The sequence below is a fragment of the Betaproteobacteria bacterium genome, assembly GCA_016720065.1.
In the GTDB taxonomy this organism is placed as follows: Bacteria; Pseudomonadota; Gammaproteobacteria; order Burkholderiales; family Rhodocyclaceae; genus SSSZ01.
In genome coordinates, this window is the sequence record JADJXY010000002.1 from 2,255,342 (window position 1) to 2,274,861 (window position 19,520).

Consider the following 19,520-nt stretch of genomic DNA (forward strand, 5'->3'; position numbering starts at 1 on the left):
TGCCATGAAGCGTCTATTTCTCGCCTTCCTCGCCGCCGTCCTGGTTGCGGCTTGCGGCTTCCAGTTGCGGGGTTCGACCAGTGCCACCCTGCCTTACAAGTCGATGTACATCGCCCTGCCCGAGAATTCTGAAATCGGCCTGTGGCTGGGGCGCTACATCAAAGCTTCCGGCAGCACCCAACTGGTGGCCAACGCGCGGGACGCCGAAGCCATATTCCAGCAGCTGCTGGATCAAAGGAACAAATCGATCCTCAGCCTGAACGCCAAGGGCGCGGTGCGGGAATATCGGCTCGAGGCCAAGTTCGCCTATCGCGTCATCGATCCCAAGGGCAAGGTTCTGGTGCCGCCCAGCGAAATCGTGCTTACCCGCGACTTGACCTTCGACGCCTCGGCGGTGCTCGCCAAGGACCAGGAAGAGGCCGTGCTGTGGCGTGACATGAGCAACGACCTGGCCAGTCAGATCCTCCGCCAACTGGCCATCGCCAAGCCGGGCAGCGGTGTGGAAGACGACTGATGCAACTCCGGGGAGACCAGTTCGCCTCCCACCTGGAAGGCCCCTTGCGTGCCCTCTACGTGCTGTATGGCGAAGAACCGCTCCTGGTTCTGGAGGCTGCCGACGCGCTCCGTGCCAAGGCCCGCCAGCAGGGCTACAGCGAACGCGAGGTCCTGACCGCCCTGCCCGGCTTCGACTGGGGCCAGCTTCTGGCCGCGGGAGGCAACCTTTCGCTTTTCGGCGACCGCAAGCTCATCGACCTGCGCATTCCCTCCGGCAAGCCAGGGCGCGACGGCAGTGCGGCCCTCCAGACCTGGTGCAGCCACCTCTCTCCCGACACCCTGCTCCTGGTCACCCTGCCTGAACTCGACTGGAAGGAAGAGAAGGCCGCGTGGTTCACGGCCCTCGCCGAAGCCGGGGTGACGGTGAAGCTCATGCCTCCGCCCCTGGGCGAACTGCCCGGGTGGATCGCCGGGCGCCTGCGGCGTCAGAAACAGCAAGCCGATACCGAGGCCCTGCGCTTCATTGCCGATCGCGTGGAGGGCAATCTGCTGGCGGCCCACCAGGAAATCCAGAAACTTGCCTTGCTGTACCCGGCCGGCGCCCTGAGCCTGGGACAGGTGCGCGAAGCGGTACTGAACGTCGCCCGTTACGACCTGGATGGCCTGCGCGAAGCCCTGCTGCTGGGGGATGTGGCACGTCTGGTGCGCACCCTGGACGGCCTCTGCCACGAGGGGGAAGCACCGCCCCTGGTGCTGTGGGCCATGACCGAGGAAATCCGCACCCTGGCCACCCTGCGCGCCGGCCTGGACCGAGGCCGGCCCCTGGAAGCCCTGCTCAAGGAAGCCCGCGTCTGGGGGCCACGCCAGGGGCCCGTCAAGCGGGCGCTACAGCGGCTGGGCCGCGGGACACTCGACTCGGCCATCGCCCATGCCGCGCGCATCGACCGCCTGGCCAAGGGCATCGGCCAGGGCAATGTATGGGAGGAATTCCAGCGCCTGGGCCTCACCCTGGCGGCTTCCGGCACTCGGGGCTGAGGCCCCCCGAATACGCCTAAGCCGCCTTGTCCTGCGTCACGCTGGCGGGGTCAGGCTCCAGGTCTTCCCACAGACATGCGCATTCCTTGCGCACGTCGTGCAGGCCCGGTTTGGATTTTTCCTGGACGAGGCACTCGCCCACACAATCGTGGTCGATGACGACCACTTTCATGTCTGTATCCACCTGACGCTCGCCGTCCCAGTAGCTGCACGTCGCACAAACCTTGATTTCAGCAGGCAGGATCAGCTTTTCCGCCATGTCACCCTCGCAGCATCACCCTATTATCGTTGCGGATAAGAGTTTACCCGGATAGAGAAGTTCCCTCCAATTGGGTCGCTATAATCATTCCCTGTTTCTGGATGGATTGATTTCATGGATATCAAGGAATACATGCACACCGTGGGCCGGCAGGCCCGCGCCGCCTCCCGCCGCATGGCCATGGCCAGCACGGCGGAGAAGAATGCCGCCCTGGCCGCCATCGCCGCCGCCATCCGCCGCGAGAAGGCCGCCCTTGTCGCCGCCAACGCCGAAGACCTGGCTGCCGCCCGCGCCGCCGGGCTGGAAAGCGCCATGATCGACCGCCTGACCCTCTCCGAGAAGGGCGTCGAAGCCATGGCCGAAGGCGTCGAACAGGTGGCCAAGCTGCCCGACCCCATCGGCGAGATGAGCGACATCAAGTACCGGCCGTCCGGCATCCAGGTAGGCAGGATGCGGGTGCCGCTCGGCGTCATCGGCATCATCTACGAGGCCCGCCCCAACGTGACGGCGGATGCCGCTGCCCTCTGCCTGAAGTCCGGCAACGCCGCCATCCTGCGCGGCGGTTCGGAGGCCATCCGCTCCAACCGGGCCATCGCCGCCCTGGTCCAGGAAGGCCTTACCGCCGCCGGCCTGCCAGCGGACTGCGTGCAGGTCATCGACACCACCGATCGCGCCGCCGTCGGCGAACTGATCACGATGCGCGAATTCGTCGACGTCATCGTGCCGCGTGGCGGCAAGGGCCTCATCGCCCGCCTGCTGGCCGAATCCCGGGTGCCCATGATCCAGCACCTGGACGGCAACTGCCACGTCTACCTGGACGAGGAAGCCGACCCCAACAAGGCCCTGAAGATCGTCGAGAACGCCAAGACCCAGCGCTACGGCACCTGCAACACCGCCGAATCGCTGCTGGTGGACCGGTCCGTCGCCGCCATGCTGCTGCCGCCCATCGCCCACATGCTCACTGCCAAGGGCGTCGAGATCCGCGGCTGTGCGGAGACCCGCGCCCTGGTCAAGGAAGCTCAGCCGGCGACGGAAGAGGACTACTACACCGAATATCTGGCGCCCATCATCTCGGTGAAGGTAGTGGCCGGCATCGACGAGGCCATCGCCCATATCAACCGGTACTCGTCCCATCACACCGATGCCATCGTCACCGACAACTACCCCAAGGCCCTGCGCTTCCTGCGGGAGGTGGATTCCTCCTCGGTCATGGTCAACGCCTCGACCCGTTTCGCCGACGGCTTCGAATACGGCCTGGGGGCCGAGATCGGCATTTCCACCGACAAGATCCACGCCCGCGGCCCGGTGGGCCTGGAGGGCCTCACCAGCCAGAAGTGGGTGGTGCTGGGCGACGGGCATGTGAGGCAGTGAGGGGTGAGGAATTCGGGGCGGTGCTTTCCGCCCCCGGCTTCTCGCTGGGCGTCCAGTGTGACGAGGAGGAGATCTTCGAAATCCACTTCCTCGAACCGTGCCCGGAAGTGGCCCCGATCAGCCCTCTGGCCGCCGAAGCGGTACGCCAGTTGAAGGCTTATCTGGTCGCCCCCGGCTTCGTCTTTGGCTTGCCCCTGCGCCCATCCGGCACCACTTTCCAGCGCCGGGTGTGGGAGCAGATCGCCGCCATCCCCTGCGGGCGGACGCGAACCTACGGCGAAGTCGCCAGGAGCCTCAACAACGCCCCCCGGGCCGTGGGCCAGGCCTGCGGCGCCAATCCCTTCCCCCTGGTCGTACCCTGCCACCGCGTGATCGGTGCCGCCGCCAGCCTGGGCGGTTTCGCCCGCCACGGGGGCGGCTTTCTCCTCGACGTGAAGCGCTGGCTCCTGACCCATGAAGGCTGCCTCCCCGGCGGTTGAACCGGAAGACCTCGCCGACATCGACGGTTTCTGCGACGCCCTCTGGCTGGAGGACGGTCTGGCCCGGGCCACCCTGGCCAGCTATCGCTCCGACCTCGCCCACCTTGCCGTCTGGCTGCGCGGCGAGGGCCACGGCCGGCTCCTCGATGCCAGCGAAGCGGCACTGATCGCCTACATCGCAAGGCTCGCCCGGGAAAAGCGGGCCAGTTCCCAGGCCCGCCACCTCTCGACCCTGCGGCGTTTCTACCGCTGGCAGCGGGCCCGGGGGCGCCTCTTTGCCGACCCCACCCTCAAGCTCGCCCACCCGGTTCGGCCCGCCCGCCTGCCCAAGGTGCTCTCGGAAAAGCAGGTCGAGGCGCTCCTGGCGGCACCCGATCCGGGCACCCCCCTGGGTTTGCGCGATCGCGCCATGCTCGAAGTGCTCTACGCCAGCGGGCTACGGGTGTCGGAACTGACCGGCATGGCCCTCGCCCAGGTCGGATTCAACGAGGGCGTGGCGCGGGTGATCGGCAAAGGAGACAAGGAGAGACTGGTGCCCCTCGGAGAGGTCGCCATCGACTGGCTGCGCCGCTACCTCGCCGAAGCCCGGCCGGAAATCCTGGGACTCCGCCGCAGCGAAGCCCTCTTCGTCACCGGCCGCGGCGGCCCCATGAGCCGGCAGATGTTCTGGAACCTCATCAAGCGCTACGCCATCCGGGCGGACATCGACCCGGCCAGACTCTCCCCCCACGTCCTGCGCCACGCCTTCGCCACCCATCTGCTCAACCACGGTGCCGACCTGAGGGTCGTCCAGTTGCTCCTCGGCCACGCCGACATTTCGACCACCCAGATTTATACCCACGTGGCGCGCGAACGTCTCAAGGCACTCCACGCGGCACACCACCCGCGGGGCTGATCCTTCCGCACGATGTGTGGCGTGATAGACGCAAAGCGCCTCTGTTTCATCCCTCTCGCACCCAAGGGGGGAGAAGCGGCGAGGGCGAGGGTATCGGGCGTGGCGGCATGCATCCCTCGGGCACGCCCGAAAACTTCACAGACGCTGAGCCGTCCGGTCTCGCCGGCAGCGGTGAAGCGTGCCAGACCCCCGGTTGAAGGCGGTCCCTTATCCGAAGCGCCTGACGCCCGCGGGGGTTCCCAGCAGCAGCACGTTGGCGGGCCGCACCGCGAAGAGGCCATTGGTGACGACACCGGTGATCTGGTTGATTTCCTTTTCCAGTCCCGCGGGATCGGTGATGGCGAGTCCCTGTACGTCGAGAATGACATTGCCGTTGTCGGTGACGAAGCCTTCCCGCAGCACCGGCGTGCCGCCCAGCTTGGCCAGTTCCCGGGCGGCATGGGCGCGGGCCATGGGGATCACTTCCACCGGCAGGGGGAATTTCCCCATGACGTCCACAAGCTTGGAGCCGTCCGCGATGCAGACGAAGCAGCGGGCCACGGCGGCGACGATCTTCTCCCGCGTCAGCGCCCCGCCGCCGCCCTTGATCATGTGCATGCCGTGGTCGATTTCGTCGGCGCCATCCACGTAAAGAGGAATGTCGTCCACCTGGTTGAGGTCGAGGATGGGGATGCCGTGGGTTTCGAGACGCCGCCGGGTGGCTTCCGAGCTTGCTACGGCCCCCCGAAAGCGTGTCTTGAGCGGGGCGATGGCATCGATGAAGCAATTGGCAGTCGAGCCGGTGCCGACGCCCAGCACGGAGCCCGCCGGCGCATGGGCGGCAACATAGTCGGCTGCGGCCTGGCCGACCGCCTGTTTCAATTCATCCTGGGTCATGGGTTCCTCCGCGCGAAGCCGGCATTTTACCTTCACAAATAATTCACTTTCCTGCCCCAGGGAAAGATATAAACTGTATATATCGTTTAACGACACAGGAGAACGCCATGACCAGTTCCGCCAAGCCCTCGTCCGACCAGGCGTCTGCCAGCACCGTTGCGGCCGCGGCACCCGTTTCTGCGCCGCCGGCCGTGGCCGCCGCCGCCGCCACGATTCGCAAGCCGGTGGTGGCCGCAAAACCAGCAGCGGAAAAATCCACAAGGAGCGCGAAGTCCGCGGCGGCCAAGCCTGCCAAGATCGTTGCGCCAGCGGGAAAGGTCACCCGCAAGGAAGCGGTCAGGTCCGCGCCGGGTGAAGGGGCGCCCAAGGCAGATAAGGAGGCCAAGGCCCGCAAGGCCGAGAAGACGGGCAAGGCCGCCAAGGCGGAGCCACCGCGTCAGGCTCGGGCCGAGAAGCCGCGCAAGGCCAAGATGGTGCGGGACAGCTTCACCATGCCCGAAGGCGAATACGTGCGCATCGCCGGCCTCAAGAAGCGGCTTCTGGGGCTCAAGATAGCGGCCAAGAAGAGCGAGTTGCTGCGGGCGGGCATCGCCCTGCTCGACGGACTCAAGGACGCCGAGCTGTTGGCGGCAGTGGCCCGTGTGGAAAAGGTCAAGACCGGCCGTCCGGCCAAGTCCGGCAAGTAGGGCCGTGGTTCCGGCTCCCGGTGCCGTGGCGCCGGGGCCGAAGCACTCCGGGCTGGGCCCCGGAGGGGAGCCTATGACTAATGTTACAGTCCGTCATCGTACTGTAACATTTCGGGAATAACCTGCGATCCGTCATTCACCACGCTCGCAGGAGTGCCCCATGTTCAAGCAATCCAAGCTCGTTTCCGCCCTGGCCCTCGTGGGTGCCGGCTTCCTTGCCGCCACTGCCGCCCAGGCCCAGGTCGTCAAGATCGACGGTTCCTCCACCGTGTATCCCATCACCGAAGCGGTTGCCGAAGAATTCCAGAAGGCCAAGAAGAACGCCATCAAGGTCACCGTGGGCATTTCCGGCACCGGCGGCGGCTTCAAGAAGTTCTGCCGCGACGAGACCGACCTCTCCAACGCCTCCCGCCCGATCACCGAGAAGGAAATGGCCGACTGCAAGGCCGCTGGTATCGAATACATCGAGATGCCGGTCGCCTACGACGCGCTGACCGTGGTCATCAACCCCAAGAACACCTTCCTCAAGCAGGCCACCGTCGAGGAACTGAAGAAGATGTGGGAACCGGCTGCCCAGGGCACCATCACCAAGTGGAACCAGATCAATCCGGCCTGGCCCGACGCGCCCATCAAGCTCTTTGGCGCCGGTGCCGATTCCGGCACTTTCGAATACTTCACCGAGGCCATCGTCGGCAAGGCGAAGTCCTCCCGCGGCGACTACACCGCTTCCGAGGACGACAACGTGCTGGTCCAGGGCGTGTCCCGCGACGTCAATGCCATCGGTTACTTCGGTTACGCCTACTACGCCGAAAACCAGGCCCGCCTGAAGGGTCTGCCCATCGTCAATCCCAAGACCGGCAAGGCGGTCGAGCCGTCCGGCGCCAACGTCGAGAACGCCAGCTACCAGCCGCTGTCCCGCCCCATCTTCGTCTATGTCAAGGTCAAGTCCCTGGACAAGCCGGAAGTGCGCGAGTTCATCGACTTCTACATGAAGAATTCCGACAAGCTGGTGCGCGAAGTCAAGTACGTGCCCCTGCCCAAGGCGGCCTACGACGGCAACCTGAAGCACGTGAAGGATCTCAAGAAGGGCACGGTCTTCAGCGGCAAGCCCGAGGTGGGCATCACCATCGAAGAACTGATGCGACGCGAAGCCAAGCTGTAATCCCGGGCACGCTTCTCTGTCTCGCAAAAAAGCCTGGTCTCTCCGGGGGCCGGGCTTTTAACATAGGGTTTTTCCCGTGACTGCACACTCCATGTCTGCAAACAACGCCTCTGACTTGCCCGTGGTCAGCGATCGCCTGGCCAGGAACGCCATGCGCAATCTGAGCGAACGGGTCATCGAGGCCCTGCTCTTCGCCGCTGCGGCGGTATCGGTGCTGACCACCGTGGGCATCGTCTATGTCCTGGTGTCCGAATCGATCCATTTCTTCCAGCGGGTGAGCATGGTCGATTTTCTGACCGATACCCAGTGGACGCCGCTGTTCGACGATGCGCATTTCGGCATCATGGTGCTGGTCTCGGGAACCCTGGTTTCCTCTGCCGTAGCCCTGATCGTCGCCATCCCCATGGGCACCGTCATCGCCATCTATCTCTCGGAATTTGCCAAGCCGAAAGTCCGCGAGATCTCGAAGCCCGTTCTCGAACTGCTGGGCGGCATTCCGACCATCGTGTTCGGTTACTTCGCCCTGCTCATGGTCACGCCGCTGCTGCAGAAGATCTTTCCCGAGTTGCCGGGCTTCTCGCTCCTGTCGGCGGGTCTGGTGATGGGCATCATGATCGTTCCCTACGTCGCCTCCCTGTCGGAAGATGCCATGCGTGCCGTGCCCATGAGCCTGCGCGAGGGAGCCTACGCCATGGGGTCCACGCGTCTCTACACGGCCCTCCACGTCGTCGTGCCGGCGGCCTTCTCGGGCCTTGCAGCTTCGTACATCCTGGGCATCTCCCGCGCGGTGGGTGAAACCATGATCCTGGCGGTGGCCGCCGGCATGCAGCCCAACCTGACCTGGAACCCCATGGAACCCGCCGCCACCATCACCTCCTACATCGTCCAGGTGGCCCTGGGCGACCTGCCGCACGGCTCCATCGGTTACCAGACCATCTTTGCCGCCGGCCTCACCCTTATCCTCATCACCCTGGCCTTCAACATCCTGGGGCAGTGGATGCGCCGCAAATTCCGGGAGAGCTACTGATGCCTGCCCTGACCAACGAACAAATCCGTGCCGTCATCGCCCGGGGAAAGCTGAAGGACGCCATTTTCCAGGCGGTGGGCATCCTCTGCCTGGCCATCGGCCTGCTGGTCATCTTTCTGCTGGTCGGCGACATGGTGATGCGGGGCTCCGAACGCTTCAGTCTCGATTTCTTCACCAATTTCGCTTCCCGCCGCGCCGGTTCCGCCGGCATTCTCTCGGCCTGGGTCGGCTCCCTCCTGGTGATGCTGGTGACGGCGGTGGCTGCCGTTCCTCTGGGTGTCGCTGCCGGCGTCTATCTGGAAGAGTATGCCAAGCGCAACTGGATCACCGAAATCATCGAGATCAACATCACCAATCTCGCCGCCGTGCCGTCCATCGTCTATGGCCTGCTAGCGCTGGGCATCTTCGTGTACCAGTTCGGTTTTGGACAGAGCATTCTGTCGGCAGGCCTGACGCTCGCCCTGCTCATCCTGCCCATCGTCATCGTCGCCACCCGCGAGGCCATCCGGGCCATTCCGGCCATGATCCGCGAAGGGTCGATGGCGGTCGGCGCGACGCGCTGGCAGACCTGCCGCTACCACATCATTCCCTACGCCATGCCCGGCATACTTACCGGCGTCATCATCGGGCTGGCCCGGGCCATAGGCGAGACGGCGCCCATCATCACCATCGGTGCCCTCACCTTCATCGCCTTCCTGCCGCCGGTACCCTTCACCGCGACCGGCGAAGGCGCCACCGCCGGGCTGTTCGACTGGATCATGTCGCCCTTCACGGTGATGCCCATCCAGATCTTCAACTGGACGTCCCGCCCCGACCCCGCCTTCGAAGTCAACGCCGCCGCCGCCGGTTTCGTCCTCATGGCCATGGTGCTGGCCATGAACGGGTTGGCGATCTGGCTGCGGTACAAGATGCGCAAGAACATCAAGTGGTAATTACCCAGGAATCCGTCATGCACACCCATGCCGAAACGCCCCCCCTCAAGGCCGAGGCCCGCAATCTCAACTTCTACTATGGTGAAGCCCAGGCCCTGAAGGGGATCAACATGCCCATCTACGACAAGAAGGTGACCGCCCTCATCGGCCCTTCCGGTTGTGGCAAGTCGACCTACCTGCGCAGCTTCAACCGCATGCACGATCTCTATCCCGGCAATCGCTACGAGGGCGAGATCCGTTTTTTCCCGGACAACACCAACATCCTGGCCAACGACGTTGATCCCATCGAGGTGCGCATGCGCATCGGCATGGTGTTCCAGAAACCGAACCCCTTTCCCAAGTCGATCTACGAAAACGTCGCCTACGGGCTGCGGGTACGGGGTGAGCGCAACAAGCGCGCCATGGACGACAAGGTGGAGCACGCCCTGCGCGGCGCGGCACTGTGGGATGAGGTCAAGGACCGCCTGACCGAGCTGGCTTCCAATCTTTCCGGCGGCCAGCAGCAGCGCCTGTGCATCGCGCGTGCCCTGGCGACCGATCCCGAACTCCTGCTCTTCGACGAACCGACGTCGGCCCTCGATCCCATCGCCACGGCTTCCATCGAGGAACTGGTGCATGAGCTCAAGAAGCGCGTCACCATCCTCATCGTCACCCACAACATGCAACAGGCCGCCCGCGTCTCGGACTTCACGGCCTACATGTTCCTGGGGGAGATGATCGAATTCGGCAAGACCGACGACATCTTCATCAAGCCCAGGGACAAACGTACCGAAGACTACATCACCGGCCGCATGGGCTGAGGCCCTGTGAAAATTTCATTCACTCCCGCTCGTCATGCCCAGCTGCGCCCGCTCGGCGTTGCAAATGCTCGCCATAGCCCGAGCTATGGCTGTGCTTTGCGCCTTGATCGTGCCCACCTGGGCACGCCGCTCGGGCGCGCCCGAAAATTTCACAGGTTCTGAGGAGACACACCATGAACGAAAGCTCGCACCTCTCCACCAAGTTTGATGAAGACCTTTCGGCCCTGCGCAGCCATGTGCTGCAGATGGGCGGACTGGTCGAATCACAGGTCTCGGACGCCATCGAAGCCTACTCCAGCGGCGAGATCGCCAGCGTCAAGTCCATCGTCGAGACCGATCACAAGGTCAATGAGCTGGAAAAGGCGGTTGACGACGATTGCGCCCATATCATCGCCAAGCGCCAGCCGGCGGCTTCCGACCTGCGTCTGGTCTTTGGCATCAGCAAGATCGTCACCGACCTGGAGCGGGCCGGCGACGAAGCCAAGAAAATCGCCAAGGGCGTGCGGCGCATCTACGAGAGCGGCCACATGCCCAGCCAGTACGGCGTGGGGGTGCGCCATGTGGCCGAGGCGGCCCTCAACATGATGCGCCATGCCCTGGACGCCTTCGCCCGCCTGGATACCGCCGCCGCCGCGGAAGTGATCCGCGCCGACAACGAGGTCGATGTCGAGTTCAAATCCATCCTGCGCCAGCTCATCACCCACATGATGGAAGATCCCCGCACCATCACGACGTCAATGGACATCATCTGGATCGCCCGGGCCATCGAGCGCATCGGCGACCACGCCAAGAACATCGGCGAGCACGTCATCTACATCGTGGAGGGGCAGGACATCCGTCACTCGCCCAAGAAAGAGCCGCTCGCATGAATCCGACCATCCTCGTCATCGAGGACGAGCCCGCCATCCAGGAACTGGTGGCCATCAACCTCAAACACGCCGGCTTTCTCGTGGTGAGAGCCAACAGCGCCGAGGAAGGCGAGTCCGCCATCCGCGCCGCCCTGCCAGACCTGGTGATTCTGGACTGGATGCTGCCCGGGCAATCCGGGGTGGCGCTGGCCAAGAAGTTGCGTGGCGATGAACGCACCCGGGAACTGCCCGTCATCATGCTTACGGCCCGGGTGCACGAAGAGGACAAGATTCAGGGTCTCGAAGCCGGAGCCGACGATTACGTCACCAAGCCCTTTTCGCCCAAGGAACTGGTGGCCCGGGTGCGGGCCGTTCTGCGCCGCCGGTCGCCGCATCTGGCCGGCGAAGCGGTCGAGGTCCGGGGACTCGTCCTCAATCCCGCCACCCACCGCGTGTTGGCGTCCGACCAGCCGGTCGAGCTGGGGCCCACGGAATTCCGTCTTCTCTTCTTCTTCATGACCCATCCGGAGCGGGTCTACACCCGGGCCCAGTTGCTCGACGAAGTCTGGGGTGACCACGTTTTTATCGAAGAGCGCACCGTGGATGTCCATATACGCCGCTTGCGGGCTGCCCTGGAGCCCTCGGGGCACCACGATCGCGTCGAAACCGTCCGCGGGACCGGCTATCGGTTCCGGGGCGACTGAGCGCTTGCAGGGGGATATGCCCCTCTCCATGGTCAGGGGGCTCGTCTATCTCGGGCTTACCCTTGCGCTGTCGGGCTTTATCGGGGGCCTGGTGCATCCCTGGCTGGGCTGGGCGCTGCTTGCCGCCGGCTTCGCTGCCCAGATCGTCCACCACCTGGTCTACCTGTCCCGGCTGGAGCGCTGGTCCGTCCAGCCAGAAAGCACCGAGATGCTCGAGGGCGCAGGCGTCTGGGACGAGGTCTTTGCCCGCCTCCATCGGCATGAAAAGTACCTCGTGGGCGTCGTGGCCCAGCGCGAGGCGGAAGTCGCCGAGTTTTCGGCGGCCATTCAGGCCCTCAATGACGGCGTGGTCCTGCTCGACGCCGGCAATCACATCCTCTGGTGCAACGTCACCGCCGAGCATCAATTCGGGCTCAACCTGAACACCGACGTCGGCCAGATGGTGGCCAACCTGGTGCGACAGCCGGAGTTCGTTCACTACCTCGGGGGAGAAGACTTCTCCAGGCCCCTGGTGATGCGCAGCGATCGCAAGGGCGAGCGCGTGTACTCGATCCACATCCTGCCCTACGGCCGCAGCAGCCGCCTCATGCAGATCAAGGACGTCACCCAGGCCGATCTCCTCGACCGCATGCGCCGGGACTTCGTCGCCAACGTCTCCCACGAACTGCGCACGCCGCTCACCGTGCTGGCGGGCTTTCTGGAAACCCTCCAGGAAATCGAGGTCGAACCCGCCCAGCGTCATCAATTCCTGCGGCTCATGGCCGAACAATCCGAACGCATGCAGCGCATCGTGCGGGATCTCCTGACCCTCTCCTCGCTTGAAGCGGCGCCGCCGCCGGAGGACGAGCGTATCGACATGGCCAGCCTCCTCGACAAATTGCGGCGCGACGCGGAAGCGCTCTCCGCTGGTCGCCACCGCGTCCTTCTGGAAGCGGATGGGCCGGACCTCCAGGGGGCCGAGGGGGAACTGGTGAGCGCCTTTGCCAACCTGGTCTCCAATGCCGTGCGCTACACCCCCGAGGGAGGAACCGTCACCCTGTCCTGGCAGGCCTGCCGGGAGGGTGCGGAGTTCGCCGTGCGCGACACGGGCATAGGCATCGACGCCAAACACATTCCGCGCCTGACCGAGCGCTTTTACCGGGTCGACCGGAGCCGCTCGCGGGATACGGGGGGCACCGGTCTGGGGCTGGCCATCGTCAAGCACGCCCTTTCCCGCCACCAGGCCAGTCTCGACGTCACCAGCGCTCCCGGCGAAGGCAGCCGTTTCGCGGCGCGCTTTCCCGCCTCCCGCGTGGCCGGCGCGTAACCAATCCTTCATCGCTTCATCACGGACCCTTAACGGCGCAGCGTTAAGGTGGCGCCATGCCACGGGTCCGCACGCTGTTCCTGTCAGATATCCACCTCGGCACCCGCGCCTGCCAGGCCGACCGACTGCTGGATTTCCTGCGCGAGTACCCCGCCGAGCGCACCTATCTCATCGGCGACATCATCGACTTCTGGGCCATGAGCCGCAGCATCCATTGGTCCCGGGCCCAGAACACCGTGGTGCAGAAGTTCCTGCGCCGGGCTCGCCATGGCGAGCAGGTAGTCTTCATTCCGGGCAATCACGATGAAGCCCTGCGCGACTACTACGGCATCGCCTTCGGCGATATCGAGGTGGCCGAGGAGGCGGTGCACGAGACCATCGACGGACGTCGCTTCCTCCTCATCCACGGCGATGCCTTCGACCAGGTGACCCGGCATCACCGCTGGTTGGCGATCGTCGGCGACATCGGCTACGAATGGCTGGTGCGCCTCAACCTGTGGCTCTCCTGGATACGCCGCAAACTCGGCAAGGCCGGCTACTGGTCCCTGGCCGGCTACGCCAAGCGCAAGGTCAAGACTGCCCTCAATTTCATCTTCGATTTCGAGGATTCGGCCCTTCACCACGCCCGGGAGCGTGGACTGGACGGCGTCGTCTGCGGCCACATCCACTGGGCGGCGATCAAGGACATCGGCGGGCTCACCTACGTGAACTGCGGCGACTGGGTCGACTCCTGCACCGCCGTCGTCGAGCATTTCGACGGCAGGCTGGAACTGGTGCACTGGGGCGCCCGCAGTCTGATCCCGGAAACGTCCCTCCCCCTGAACGAAGAGGTCCTGTCCTGATGCGCATCCTGATGGTTTCCGACGTCTATTTCCCCCGGGTCAACGGGGTCTCCACCTCCATCGAGACCTTCCGCGCCTGTCTTGCCGCCCAGGGAATCGAGGTCCGTCTCGTCGTCCCGGCCTACCGCGGGGAAGCGGGAGAACCGGGCATCGTGCGGGTTCCCGGCCGCGCCGTCCCGCGGGATCCCGAGGACAGGCTGGTCTCGTGGAGCGCCATGAAGGCCGCCGTCCTCACCGCGGCCCAGGACTGCGATCTGGTCCACATCCAGACGCCCTTCGCGGCTCACTACGCCGGCCTGGCGGCGGCGCGCAAGCTGGGCATTCCGGCGCTGGCCACCTACCACACGCTGTTCGAGGAATACTTCCAGTACTACGCGCCCTGGTTGCCGGCCCGCTGGCTCAAGGCCGTGGCCCGCCGCGTCTCCCGCCGGCAGTGCAATGCCCTCGATGCCATCGTGGTGCCCTCGGCTGCCATGGCGGAACGCCTTGCCAGCTATGGCGTCGTGCGCCCCTGTCACGTGCTGCCCACCGGCATTCCCCTCGCCAATTTCAGTCAGGGCGACGGTGCCGCATTCCGCCGCCGCCACGGCATCGAGGCCACGCGGCCGGTAGCCCTCTTCGTTGGCCGGGTCGCCCACGAAAAGAACATTGCTTTCCTGCTCCAGGCCTTCGCGCGCACCCTCGTCGCCCGTCCGGATGCCCTGCTCCTGGTCACCGGTGAAGGCCCCGCCCTGGAAGAACTGCGCACGCGGGCCGTCCAGCTCGGCCTTGCCCAGGCGGTCCGCTTCCTGGGGTATCTGGACCGGGGCAGCGAACTCCCCGACTGCTACGCCGCCGCCGACGCCTTCGTCTTCGCCTCGCGCACCGAAACCCAGGGGCTCGTCCTGCTGGAAGCCATGTCTGCGGGCGTTCCGGTCCTTGCCCTTTCCGCCATGGGCACCACCGACATTCTCGGCCCGCGCAGGGGATGCCTCGTCCCGCCCGACGACGCCGAGGCCTTCGGCCTTGCCCTGGCCCAGTACTTCTCCCACCCCGAGGGCTGGGATGAACTGCGCGAAGAAGCGCGCCATTACGCCCTGGAGTGGTCCGACGGCGCCATGGCCGCTCGTCTGGCCGACCTCTATCGCCAGCGCGTCGCCGCAACACCGGCCATTGCCGCAGTGCCGGTGGGTGCGTGAAGGGCGCGCACCGATGCAGGAATGCCTCCGTGAGTTCGAATGCAGTGCCCCCGGTCGCGTGAAGGGCGCGCGGTCCGCGGCCCCCATTCCGGTGCGCGCCAACCTCTGCCTCCTTGCCCTCCTGGCCCCTGCCCAGGCCTACCTCCTCTGGGGGCCTCCCCTGCTCGGCACGCCGCCGTGGACGGCACTCCTGCCCGTCATCCTGACCACCACCACCTGGTCCCTGGTGCACGAAGCCATGCACGGCGTCCTTCTCCCCGAAGCGCGGGCCAGCCACCGGGCCGGGCGCCTCCTGGCCGTCCTGCTGGGTACCGCCTTCAGCCTCCTGCAGCGCGCCCATCTCCTGCACCACGCCTACAGCAGAACCGAAGACCTCAGCGAAGTCTGGGAGTGCGGCCGCGAGTCCCGCCTGCGGGCGATCCTGCGCCACTACGGCGCCGTGCTGGGTGGCCTCCACCTGGCCGAAGTCGGCCTCGCGCTCCTGGCGACCCTGCCACGCTTCCTGCGGATACGCCTGCTGTCCGCCCTGGCACCGGCCAAGGACTCTGGGCGGCGCTTCGTCACCTGGGCGCTGCGCCCGGATGTCGAAGCGGAAAGCCGCGTCGACGGGGCGGCTGCCCTGTTCTTCCTGGCCGCGGCAGGGCTTCTCTGGGGGGCGGATGCCCTTTGGCTCCTGGCGGCATTCGCACTGCGGGGTCTCGCCCTGTCCCTGTTCGACAACGCCTACCACTACGGCACGCCGGCCGGTGATCCCCTGGTGGCGCGCAATCACCGCCTGGCGCCCTGCCTCTCCGGCGCCATCCTGCACTTCAATCTGCACGCCACCCATCACCGCCACCCGAGCGCCCCCTGGAGCGCGCTTCCTGCCCTGGCTGCTGCCGCGGGCGATCCCTGGGAAGGCGGTTACTGGTCTCGGGCCCTGGAGCAGCTCAGGGGGCCGATCCGCCGCAGTGATCTTCCCCCGGCCGGCGGCCGATGAAGCGGAAGTAGGGGACACTCAGCCCGGGCAGGTAGGGCAGGCGACTGCGGCCGACGATCTGGTGGTGATGCGGCAGCAAGGTGGCCAGGGTGCGCACATGCTGCGCATCGGGGCGCACGCCATCGTGGCCGAACCAGGCGCGCCAGAAGCGCCGCGCCCAGGGCGACTGGTCGGCCAGCAAGGTGAAATCCACCACCGCCAGACGGCCCCCGGGGCGCAGCATGGCGAAGGCATTGACCAGGGCGCGCCGCCAGTCGGGGATCATGGACAGCGAATAAGAGAAGACCACGGCGTCGGCAACCTCCCGCGGGAACCAGGTGCAGGCATCGGCGTGGTGGCAGAACACGTTTGGGTACGCGCTCCAGCGGTGCCGGGCCTGTTCCAGCAGGGGCGCGCACAGATCGACCAGATCCACCCTGGCCAGCTGGCCGATTCCCGGGCCCAGGCAGGCCAGATTGCGCCCGGTGCCGGCGCCGATCTCGATCAGACGGGCGCCGGGGGAGAGGTCCAGGTCGGCGTAGAGCGCCTCGCGACCCGCCAGCAGCCGCTCGCGGAAACCGTCGTAATGGGCCGCCTGGGGACCGTAGAAGCGCTCCAGACGAGACTGCTGATCGCCGTGGCGGCCCTGGCCGCGCAGCAGGGCCAACAGCACCCGGGCCTCGGAACCGAGCCGCAGCGCCCCCCGGCTCCCGCGCCGCTCACCGGGGAGTTCGGCGCCGGATTCACGTCGCGACATCGGCGATGTGGAATCCGGCATAGGTGTGGACGCGGTCCTGCAGGCTGAGGCGGCGGGCCAGGTCGTCGTGGAAGGTGAGGACGTGGCGCAGGCGGCGGTGGGCCTCGCCGACCTCGATCCAGTCCAGGTAGGCCGGCCGGGCGTGGGCGCTGCGGAAGATGATGCGGGCGCCCGGAGAGGCCCGGTCGAGGATGGCATTCCACTCCGCCACCAGGGCTTCCGGGTGATAGCAGCTCATCCAGTCCATGTGGTCGAGGAGCACGAACTTGTCGATACGATCGCCGGTACGATGCAGGAAATCGGTCACCAGGGTGGTGTGACAGCGGATGCGATCCACGCCGCCCGCCTTCAAGGTCGTAAAGCCCCTCTCGGTCAGGTATTCGGGGCAGCAGTCCGGCGTATAGCGGCCCCCGAAATAGACCCGCCAGAAATAGTTGTCGCGCAGGGGCAGTTCCTCCACCACGTATTCGACCGCCTCGCGGATGAAACCCGCGACCCCGCCAGGATGTTGCGCCTGCACCTCGCGCCGCTGGGGGTGAGGCACGCCCAGGAGGCTCAGGGTGATCTGCCGGCCCAGGAGCCAGTTCAAGGGGCGGCTCCACAATTGCGGCCGGATGCGCTGGCGGTAGAGGGTGCGCTGCTCCTCCAGGCCGCTGGCCGAGAAGAGGGCCGCGATGTCCCCCTGGAGGCCCGGGCTGCTGCGGAACCAGGCACGAAAGCTGCGCGCGACCAGACCGGCCAGGCTGTGGAAATAGAAACTGCCGTGGGGGCTCGCGAACCAGTGCAGGCGCTGGTCCCAGAAATCCCGCGCGAAATCGGAGAGATCCCAGCGCAGGGTCTTCTGATAGAAGGACGCGAAACGTTGGTGATAGCCGTGGCCGAAGAGAGCAAAGAAATCCTCGTACTCCAGGCGCCGGATGGCCGCCATCTTGAGTTCGAGCAGAGCGTTCTGGCGCGGATTGGCATCCACCGCATGAACGCGGCGTACGCCGGCGGCCGCATAGTCCAGGGCGTTGCAACCGGCACTGGTGATGACGAGGACAGTATCGTCCTGGCGCAATTGCAGGGCCTGCCGGTCCACCGCGGGATCTTCCCAGCAGGTGTTGTAGACCAGCGAGCGGCGGGTGACGGCGTCGAAGATTTTCTGGTCGACGCGATCGATCAGGGTCGGTAGACGTTTCACGGCATGTCCTGTGCGAGTGTTGGGATGACGGACGACGGGCAGCAGCTTAGGTCTTCGCGGTTACGCCTCCATGACGACGGCTGTCATGAAACCTTAGCCTGGCCGGCCTATCTTCCACCCCGAGACTTCACACCATGAACGCCCCCCACACCCCCCCGTCCCCCGGCGACGAAGCCGCCGCCAACGAATCCCCCTTCAAGGGCAAAACCGGTCTGCGCCGCGTGTGGAACGCCCTGCACTACTCCTTTGCCGGCCTGCGCGCCGCCCATGCCCACGAGGATGCCTTCCGGCAGGAGGTCTGGCTGGCCCTCCTGCTCACGGGAACCACCCTGCTGCTTCCGGTAAGCGGGGTCGAACGGGCGCTGATGATCGCCAGCGTGCTCCTGGTGCTGGTGGTCGAACTGCTCAACTCCGCGGTGGAAGCCGCCGTCGATCGGGTCAGTCTGGAGCGGCACCGCCTCGCCGAACGGGCCAAGGACATCGGCAGCGCCGCCGTGCTGCTCGCCCTGGTCAATGTGGTCGTGATCTGGGCCTCGATCATGCTCGATCGCGCATGACCCTGGCCATCGACATCGTCAGTGAAACCTACCCGCCGGAAGTGAACGGCGTGGCCATGACCGTGGGCCGCCTGGTGGAGGGCCTGCGGGGGCGAGGGCACGCGGTCACCGTCCTGCGGCCGCGGCAATATCGGGAGGAACTGCCGTCCCGCGACGAAATCCCCCTGGCCGGCCTTCCCCTGCCGGGTTATCCGGGCCTGCGCCTCGGGCTCCCCGCTGGAGGCCCCCTGCGGCGACGCTGGCGGGCGCGCCGGCCGGACCTCGTCCATGTCGTGACCGAAGGGCCCCTGGGCTGGTCGGCGGTGAGCGTCGCCCGCAGCCTCGGCATCCCGGTCACCTCCGGATTCCACACCAATTTCGACCACTACAGCGCCCATTACGGTCTGGGCTGGCTGCGTCCCGCCGTCGGGGCCTATCTGCGCAGCCTGCACCGCCGTACACGGGCCACCCTGGTGCCCACCGCCGCACTGGCCGCAGAACTCTCCTGCGCCGGGATTCCGGGGGTGCGCGTCGTGGGGCGGGGCGTCGATACCGCCCTCTTCGACCCGCGCCGGCGCAGCGAGGTCCTGCGGACAAGCTGGGGCGCCGGCCCCCGGACCGTCGTATGCCTGTCGGTCGGCCGGCTGGCGCCGGAAAAGAACCTGAGCCTCGTCAGCCGCAGCCTGCAAGGCCTTCCGGGTGACATCCGCATGGTCTGGGTGGGCGACGGCCCGAGCCGGGGCGCCCTCGAACAGAGCCATCCCGACCACGTCTTCGCCGGGGTGCGGCGGGGCGAAGAACTGGCTGTCCACTACGCCAGCGCCGACATCTTCCTGTTTTCCAGCCTCACCGAAACCTACGGCAACGTCGTGGCCGAGGCCATGGCCAGCGGCCTGGCCGTGGTCGCCTACCGCACCGCTGCGGCGGCGGAGATCGTCCGCCCCGAAAAAGACGGTCTCGTCGTCCCGCCCGGCGACGAAACCGCCTTCACCACCGCGGCGGCCCGCCTGGCAGGCGATGCCGGCCTGCGCCAGCGCCTGGGTTCCACCGCCCGCCTGGCCATGCTGCCCCGCAGTTGGGAGCAGGTCGTCGCCCAATTCGAAACGGCGATCCTGGAGGCGATCCATCGGCCGGCGGACTGTTCCCCCTGAGGGGGATATTCGCCCGGAAGACAAGAGGGCTTCGAGTTTG

The 19,520-nt window shown here is 66.2% G+C and carries 22 protein-coding genes; 18 read left to right on the forward strand and 4 right to left on the reverse strand.

The window, feature by feature from the left end; all coding sequences use genetic code 11:
* Nucleotides 1–4: 4 nt before the first annotated feature.
* Together IPM73_13685 and IPM73_13690 are read left to right on the forward strand one after the other, a co-directional pair.
* Nucleotides 5–514, forward strand: a complete 510-nt coding sequence (locus IPM73_13685) for a hypothetical protein (GenBank protein ID MBK8919050.1) — start codon at nucleotides 5–7, stop codon at nucleotides 512–514.
* Nucleotides 514–1,530, forward strand: coding sequence for a DNA polymerase III subunit delta (locus tag IPM73_13690; GenBank protein ID MBK8919051.1), 1,017 nt, complete (start codon nucleotides 514–516; stop codon nucleotides 1,528–1,530). The genes IPM73_13685 and IPM73_13690 overlap by 1 nt, the downstream gene beginning before the upstream one ends.
* Nucleotides 1,531–1,546: 16 nt before the next feature.
* Here IPM73_13690 and IPM73_13695 read toward each other — a convergent pair whose 3' ends face one another.
* A complete protein-coding gene (locus tag IPM73_13695; protein MBK8919052.1) occupies nucleotides 1,547–1,789 on the reverse strand; it encodes a hypothetical protein in 243 nt (80 codons plus the stop codon).
* A gap of 114 nt (nucleotides 1,790–1,903) precedes the next feature.
* Between IPM73_13695 and IPM73_13700 the strand changes: the two genes are divergently transcribed.
* Genes IPM73_13700 through xerD form a run of 3 tightly spaced genes read left to right on the forward strand, consistent with a single transcriptional unit; the run spans nucleotide 1,904 to nucleotide 4,534 of the window.
* Entirely contained in the window at nucleotides 1,904–3,160 is a 1,257-nt protein-coding gene (locus IPM73_13700; GenBank protein ID MBK8919053.1) for a glutamate-5-semialdehyde dehydrogenase, read from the forward strand.
* The gene (locus IPM73_13705; GenBank protein ID MBK8919054.1) at nucleotides 3,157–3,639 is read left to right on the forward strand and encodes a methylated-DNA--[protein]-cysteine S-methyltransferase; all 483 of its coding nucleotides are present in this window, start codon (nucleotides 3,157–3,159) and stop codon (nucleotides 3,637–3,639) included. Before IPM73_13700 ends, IPM73_13705 begins: the two co-directional genes overlap by 4 nt.
* The gene (gene xerD / locus IPM73_13710) at nucleotides 3,614–4,534 is read left to right on the forward strand and encodes a site-specific tyrosine recombinase XerD (GenBank protein ID MBK8919055.1); all 921 of its coding nucleotides are present in this window, start codon (nucleotides 3,614–3,616) and stop codon (nucleotides 4,532–4,534) included. Before IPM73_13705 ends, xerD begins: the two co-directional genes overlap by 26 nt.
* Before the next feature lie 207 nt (nucleotides 4,535–4,741).
* Here the strand turns inward: xerD and rpiA are convergent, their stop codons facing one another.
* Entirely contained in the window at nucleotides 4,742–5,410 is a 669-nt protein-coding gene (gene rpiA, locus IPM73_13715) for a ribose-5-phosphate isomerase RpiA (GenBank protein ID MBK8919056.1), read from the reverse strand.
* Between the two features lie 191 nt (nucleotides 5,411–5,601).
* On the opposite strand from rpiA, the gene IPM73_13720 reads away from it, so the two are divergent.
* The 11 genes from IPM73_13720 to IPM73_13770 all read left to right on the forward strand — a co-directional run bounded on the left by IPM73_13720 (nucleotide 5,602) and on the right by IPM73_13770 (nucleotide 15,874).
* Entirely contained in the window at nucleotides 5,602–6,096 is a 495-nt protein-coding gene (locus IPM73_13720) for a hypothetical protein (GenBank protein MBK8919057.1), read from the forward strand.
* 160 nt (nucleotides 6,097–6,256) lie between these two features.
* Complete coding sequence (locus IPM73_13725; GenBank protein ID MBK8919058.1) at nucleotides 6,257–7,258, forward strand: PstS family phosphate ABC transporter substrate-binding protein; 1,002 nt, start codon at nucleotides 6,257–6,259, stop codon at nucleotides 7,256–7,258.
* A gap of 91 nt (nucleotides 7,259–7,349) precedes the next feature.
* On the forward strand, nucleotides 7,350–8,285 hold the full coding sequence (pstC, locus tag IPM73_13730) for a phosphate ABC transporter permease subunit PstC (protein MBK8919059.1): 936 nt from the start codon (nucleotides 7,350–7,352) through the stop codon (nucleotides 8,283–8,285).
* Nucleotides 8,285–9,217 (forward strand): phosphate ABC transporter permease PstA, encoded by a 933-nt coding sequence (pstA, locus tag IPM73_13735; GenBank protein MBK8919060.1) that lies wholly within the window; start codon nucleotides 8,285–8,287, stop codon nucleotides 9,215–9,217. Before pstC ends, pstA begins: the two co-directional genes overlap by 1 nt.
* 17 nt (nucleotides 9,218–9,234) lie before the next feature.
* Nucleotides 9,235–10,017 (forward strand): phosphate ABC transporter ATP-binding protein, encoded by a 783-nt coding sequence (pstB, locus tag IPM73_13740; protein ID MBK8919061.1) that lies wholly within the window; start codon nucleotides 9,235–9,237, stop codon nucleotides 10,015–10,017.
* Nucleotides 10,018–10,190: 173 nt separating this feature from the next.
* Nucleotides 10,191–10,886 (forward strand): phosphate signaling complex protein PhoU, encoded by a 696-nt coding sequence (gene phoU / locus IPM73_13745; protein MBK8919062.1) that lies wholly within the window; start codon nucleotides 10,191–10,193, stop codon nucleotides 10,884–10,886.
* On the forward strand, nucleotides 10,883–11,569 hold the full coding sequence (gene phoB, locus IPM73_13750; GenBank protein ID MBK8919063.1) for a phosphate regulon transcriptional regulator PhoB: 687 nt from the start codon (nucleotides 10,883–10,885) through the stop codon (nucleotides 11,567–11,569). Before phoU ends, phoB begins: the two co-directional genes overlap by 4 nt.
* A gap of 28 nt (nucleotides 11,570–11,597) precedes the next feature.
* The gene (gene phoR / locus IPM73_13755; GenBank protein MBK8919064.1) at nucleotides 11,598–12,875 is read left to right on the forward strand and encodes a phosphate regulon sensor histidine kinase PhoR; all 1,278 of its coding nucleotides are present in this window, start codon (nucleotides 11,598–11,600) and stop codon (nucleotides 12,873–12,875) included.
* 56 nt (nucleotides 12,876–12,931) lie between these two features.
* Nucleotides 12,932–13,717, forward strand: a complete 786-nt coding sequence (locus tag IPM73_13760) for a UDP-2,3-diacylglucosamine diphosphatase (GenBank protein ID MBK8919065.1) — start codon at nucleotides 12,932–12,934, stop codon at nucleotides 13,715–13,717.
* Nucleotides 13,717–14,895 (forward strand): glycosyltransferase, encoded by a 1,179-nt coding sequence (locus IPM73_13765; GenBank protein ID MBK8919066.1) that lies wholly within the window; start codon nucleotides 13,717–13,719, stop codon nucleotides 14,893–14,895. The genes IPM73_13760 and IPM73_13765 overlap by 1 nt, the downstream gene beginning before the upstream one ends.
* Before the next feature lie 13 nt (nucleotides 14,896–14,908).
* Nucleotides 14,909–15,874: a fatty acid desaturase gene (locus tag IPM73_13770; GenBank protein ID MBK8919067.1), complete on the forward strand. Its 966-nt coding sequence runs from the start codon at nucleotides 14,909–14,911 to the stop codon at nucleotides 15,872–15,874.
* On the opposite strand, the gene IPM73_13775 is transcribed toward IPM73_13770, so the two are convergent.
* Both IPM73_13775 and IPM73_13780 read right to left on the reverse strand, forming a co-directional pair.
* Nucleotides 15,825–16,610, reverse strand: coding sequence for a class I SAM-dependent methyltransferase (locus tag IPM73_13775; protein ID MBK8919068.1), 786 nt, complete (start codon nucleotides 16,608–16,610; stop codon nucleotides 15,825–15,827). The two genes, IPM73_13770 and IPM73_13775, sit on opposite strands and share 50 nt — an antisense overlap.
* Nucleotides 16,597–17,793 carry a BtaA family protein gene (locus IPM73_13780; protein ID MBK8919069.1) on the reverse strand — a complete coding sequence of 399 codons (1,197 nt, stop codon included), beginning with the start codon at nucleotides 17,791–17,793 and terminating at the stop codon, nucleotides 16,597–16,599. Before IPM73_13780 ends, IPM73_13775 begins: the two co-directional genes overlap by 14 nt.
* 134 nt (nucleotides 17,794–17,927) lie before the next feature.
* Between IPM73_13780 and IPM73_13785 the strand changes: the two genes are divergently transcribed.
* Together IPM73_13785 and IPM73_13790 are read left to right on the forward strand one after the other, a co-directional pair.
* On the forward strand, nucleotides 17,928–18,350 hold the full coding sequence (locus IPM73_13785) for a diacylglycerol kinase (GenBank protein MBK8919070.1): 423 nt from the start codon (nucleotides 17,928–17,930) through the stop codon (nucleotides 18,348–18,350).
* Nucleotides 18,347–19,480, forward strand: coding sequence for a glycosyltransferase family 1 protein (locus IPM73_13790; GenBank protein ID MBK8919071.1), 1,134 nt, complete (start codon nucleotides 18,347–18,349; stop codon nucleotides 19,478–19,480). The genes IPM73_13785 and IPM73_13790 overlap by 4 nt, the downstream gene beginning before the upstream one ends.
* The last annotated feature ends 40 nt before the right edge of the window (nucleotides 19,481–19,520 follow it).

Bases quoted from the DNA above. Each gene is read 5' to 3' on its own strand.
- pstC (MBK8919059.1), top strand. From the start codon at position 7,350: ATGTCTGCAAACAACGCCTCTGACTTGCCCGTGGTCAGCGATCGCCTG.
- IPM73_13785 (MBK8919070.1), top strand. From the start codon at position 17,928: ATGAACGCCCCCCACACCCCCCCGTCCCCCGGCGACGAAGCCGCCGCC.
- IPM73_13770 (MBK8919067.1), top strand. From the start codon at position 14,909: ATGCAGGAATGCCTCCGTGAGTTCGAATGCAGTGCCCCCGGTCGCGTG.
- IPM73_13700 (MBK8919053.1), top strand. From the start codon at position 1,904: ATGGATATCAAGGAATACATGCACACCGTGGGCCGGCAGGCCCGCGCC.
- IPM73_13690 (MBK8919051.1), top strand. From the start codon at position 514: ATGCAACTCCGGGGAGACCAGTTCGCCTCCCACCTGGAAGGCCCCTTG.
- IPM73_13775 (MBK8919068.1), bottom strand. From the start codon at position 16,610: ATGTCGCGACGTGAATCCGGCGCCGAACTCCCCGGTGAGCGGCGCGGG.
- IPM73_13765 (MBK8919066.1), top strand. From the start codon at position 13,717: ATGCGCATCCTGATGGTTTCCGACGTCTATTTCCCCCGGGTCAACGGG.
- pstB (MBK8919061.1), top strand. From the start codon at position 9,235: ATGCACACCCATGCCGAAACGCCCCCCCTCAAGGCCGAGGCCCGCAAT.
- phoB (MBK8919063.1), top strand. From the start codon at position 10,883: ATGAATCCGACCATCCTCGTCATCGAGGACGAGCCCGCCATCCAGGAA.
- phoR (MBK8919064.1), top strand. From the start codon at position 11,598: ATGGTCAGGGGGCTCGTCTATCTCGGGCTTACCCTTGCGCTGTCGGGC.
- IPM73_13790 (MBK8919071.1), top strand. From the start codon at position 18,347: ATGACCCTGGCCATCGACATCGTCAGTGAAACCTACCCGCCGGAAGTG.
- xerD (MBK8919055.1), top strand. From the start codon at position 3,614: ATGAAGGCTGCCTCCCCGGCGGTTGAACCGGAAGACCTCGCCGACATC.
- pstA (MBK8919060.1), top strand. From the start codon at position 8,285: ATGCCTGCCCTGACCAACGAACAAATCCGTGCCGTCATCGCCCGGGGA.
- IPM73_13760 (MBK8919065.1), top strand. From the start codon at position 12,932: ATGCCACGGGTCCGCACGCTGTTCCTGTCAGATATCCACCTCGGCACC.
- rpiA (MBK8919056.1), bottom strand. From the start codon at position 5,410: ATGACCCAGGATGAATTGAAACAGGCGGTCGGCCAGGCCGCAGCCGAC.
- IPM73_13695 (MBK8919052.1), bottom strand. From the start codon at position 1,789: ATGGCGGAAAAGCTGATCCTGCCTGCTGAAATCAAGGTTTGTGCGACG.
- phoU (MBK8919062.1), top strand. From the start codon at position 10,191: ATGAACGAAAGCTCGCACCTCTCCACCAAGTTTGATGAAGACCTTTCG.
- IPM73_13685 (MBK8919050.1), top strand. From the start codon at position 5: ATGAAGCGTCTATTTCTCGCCTTCCTCGCCGCCGTCCTGGTTGCGGCT.
- IPM73_13725 (MBK8919058.1), top strand. From the start codon at position 6,257: ATGTTCAAGCAATCCAAGCTCGTTTCCGCCCTGGCCCTCGTGGGTGCC.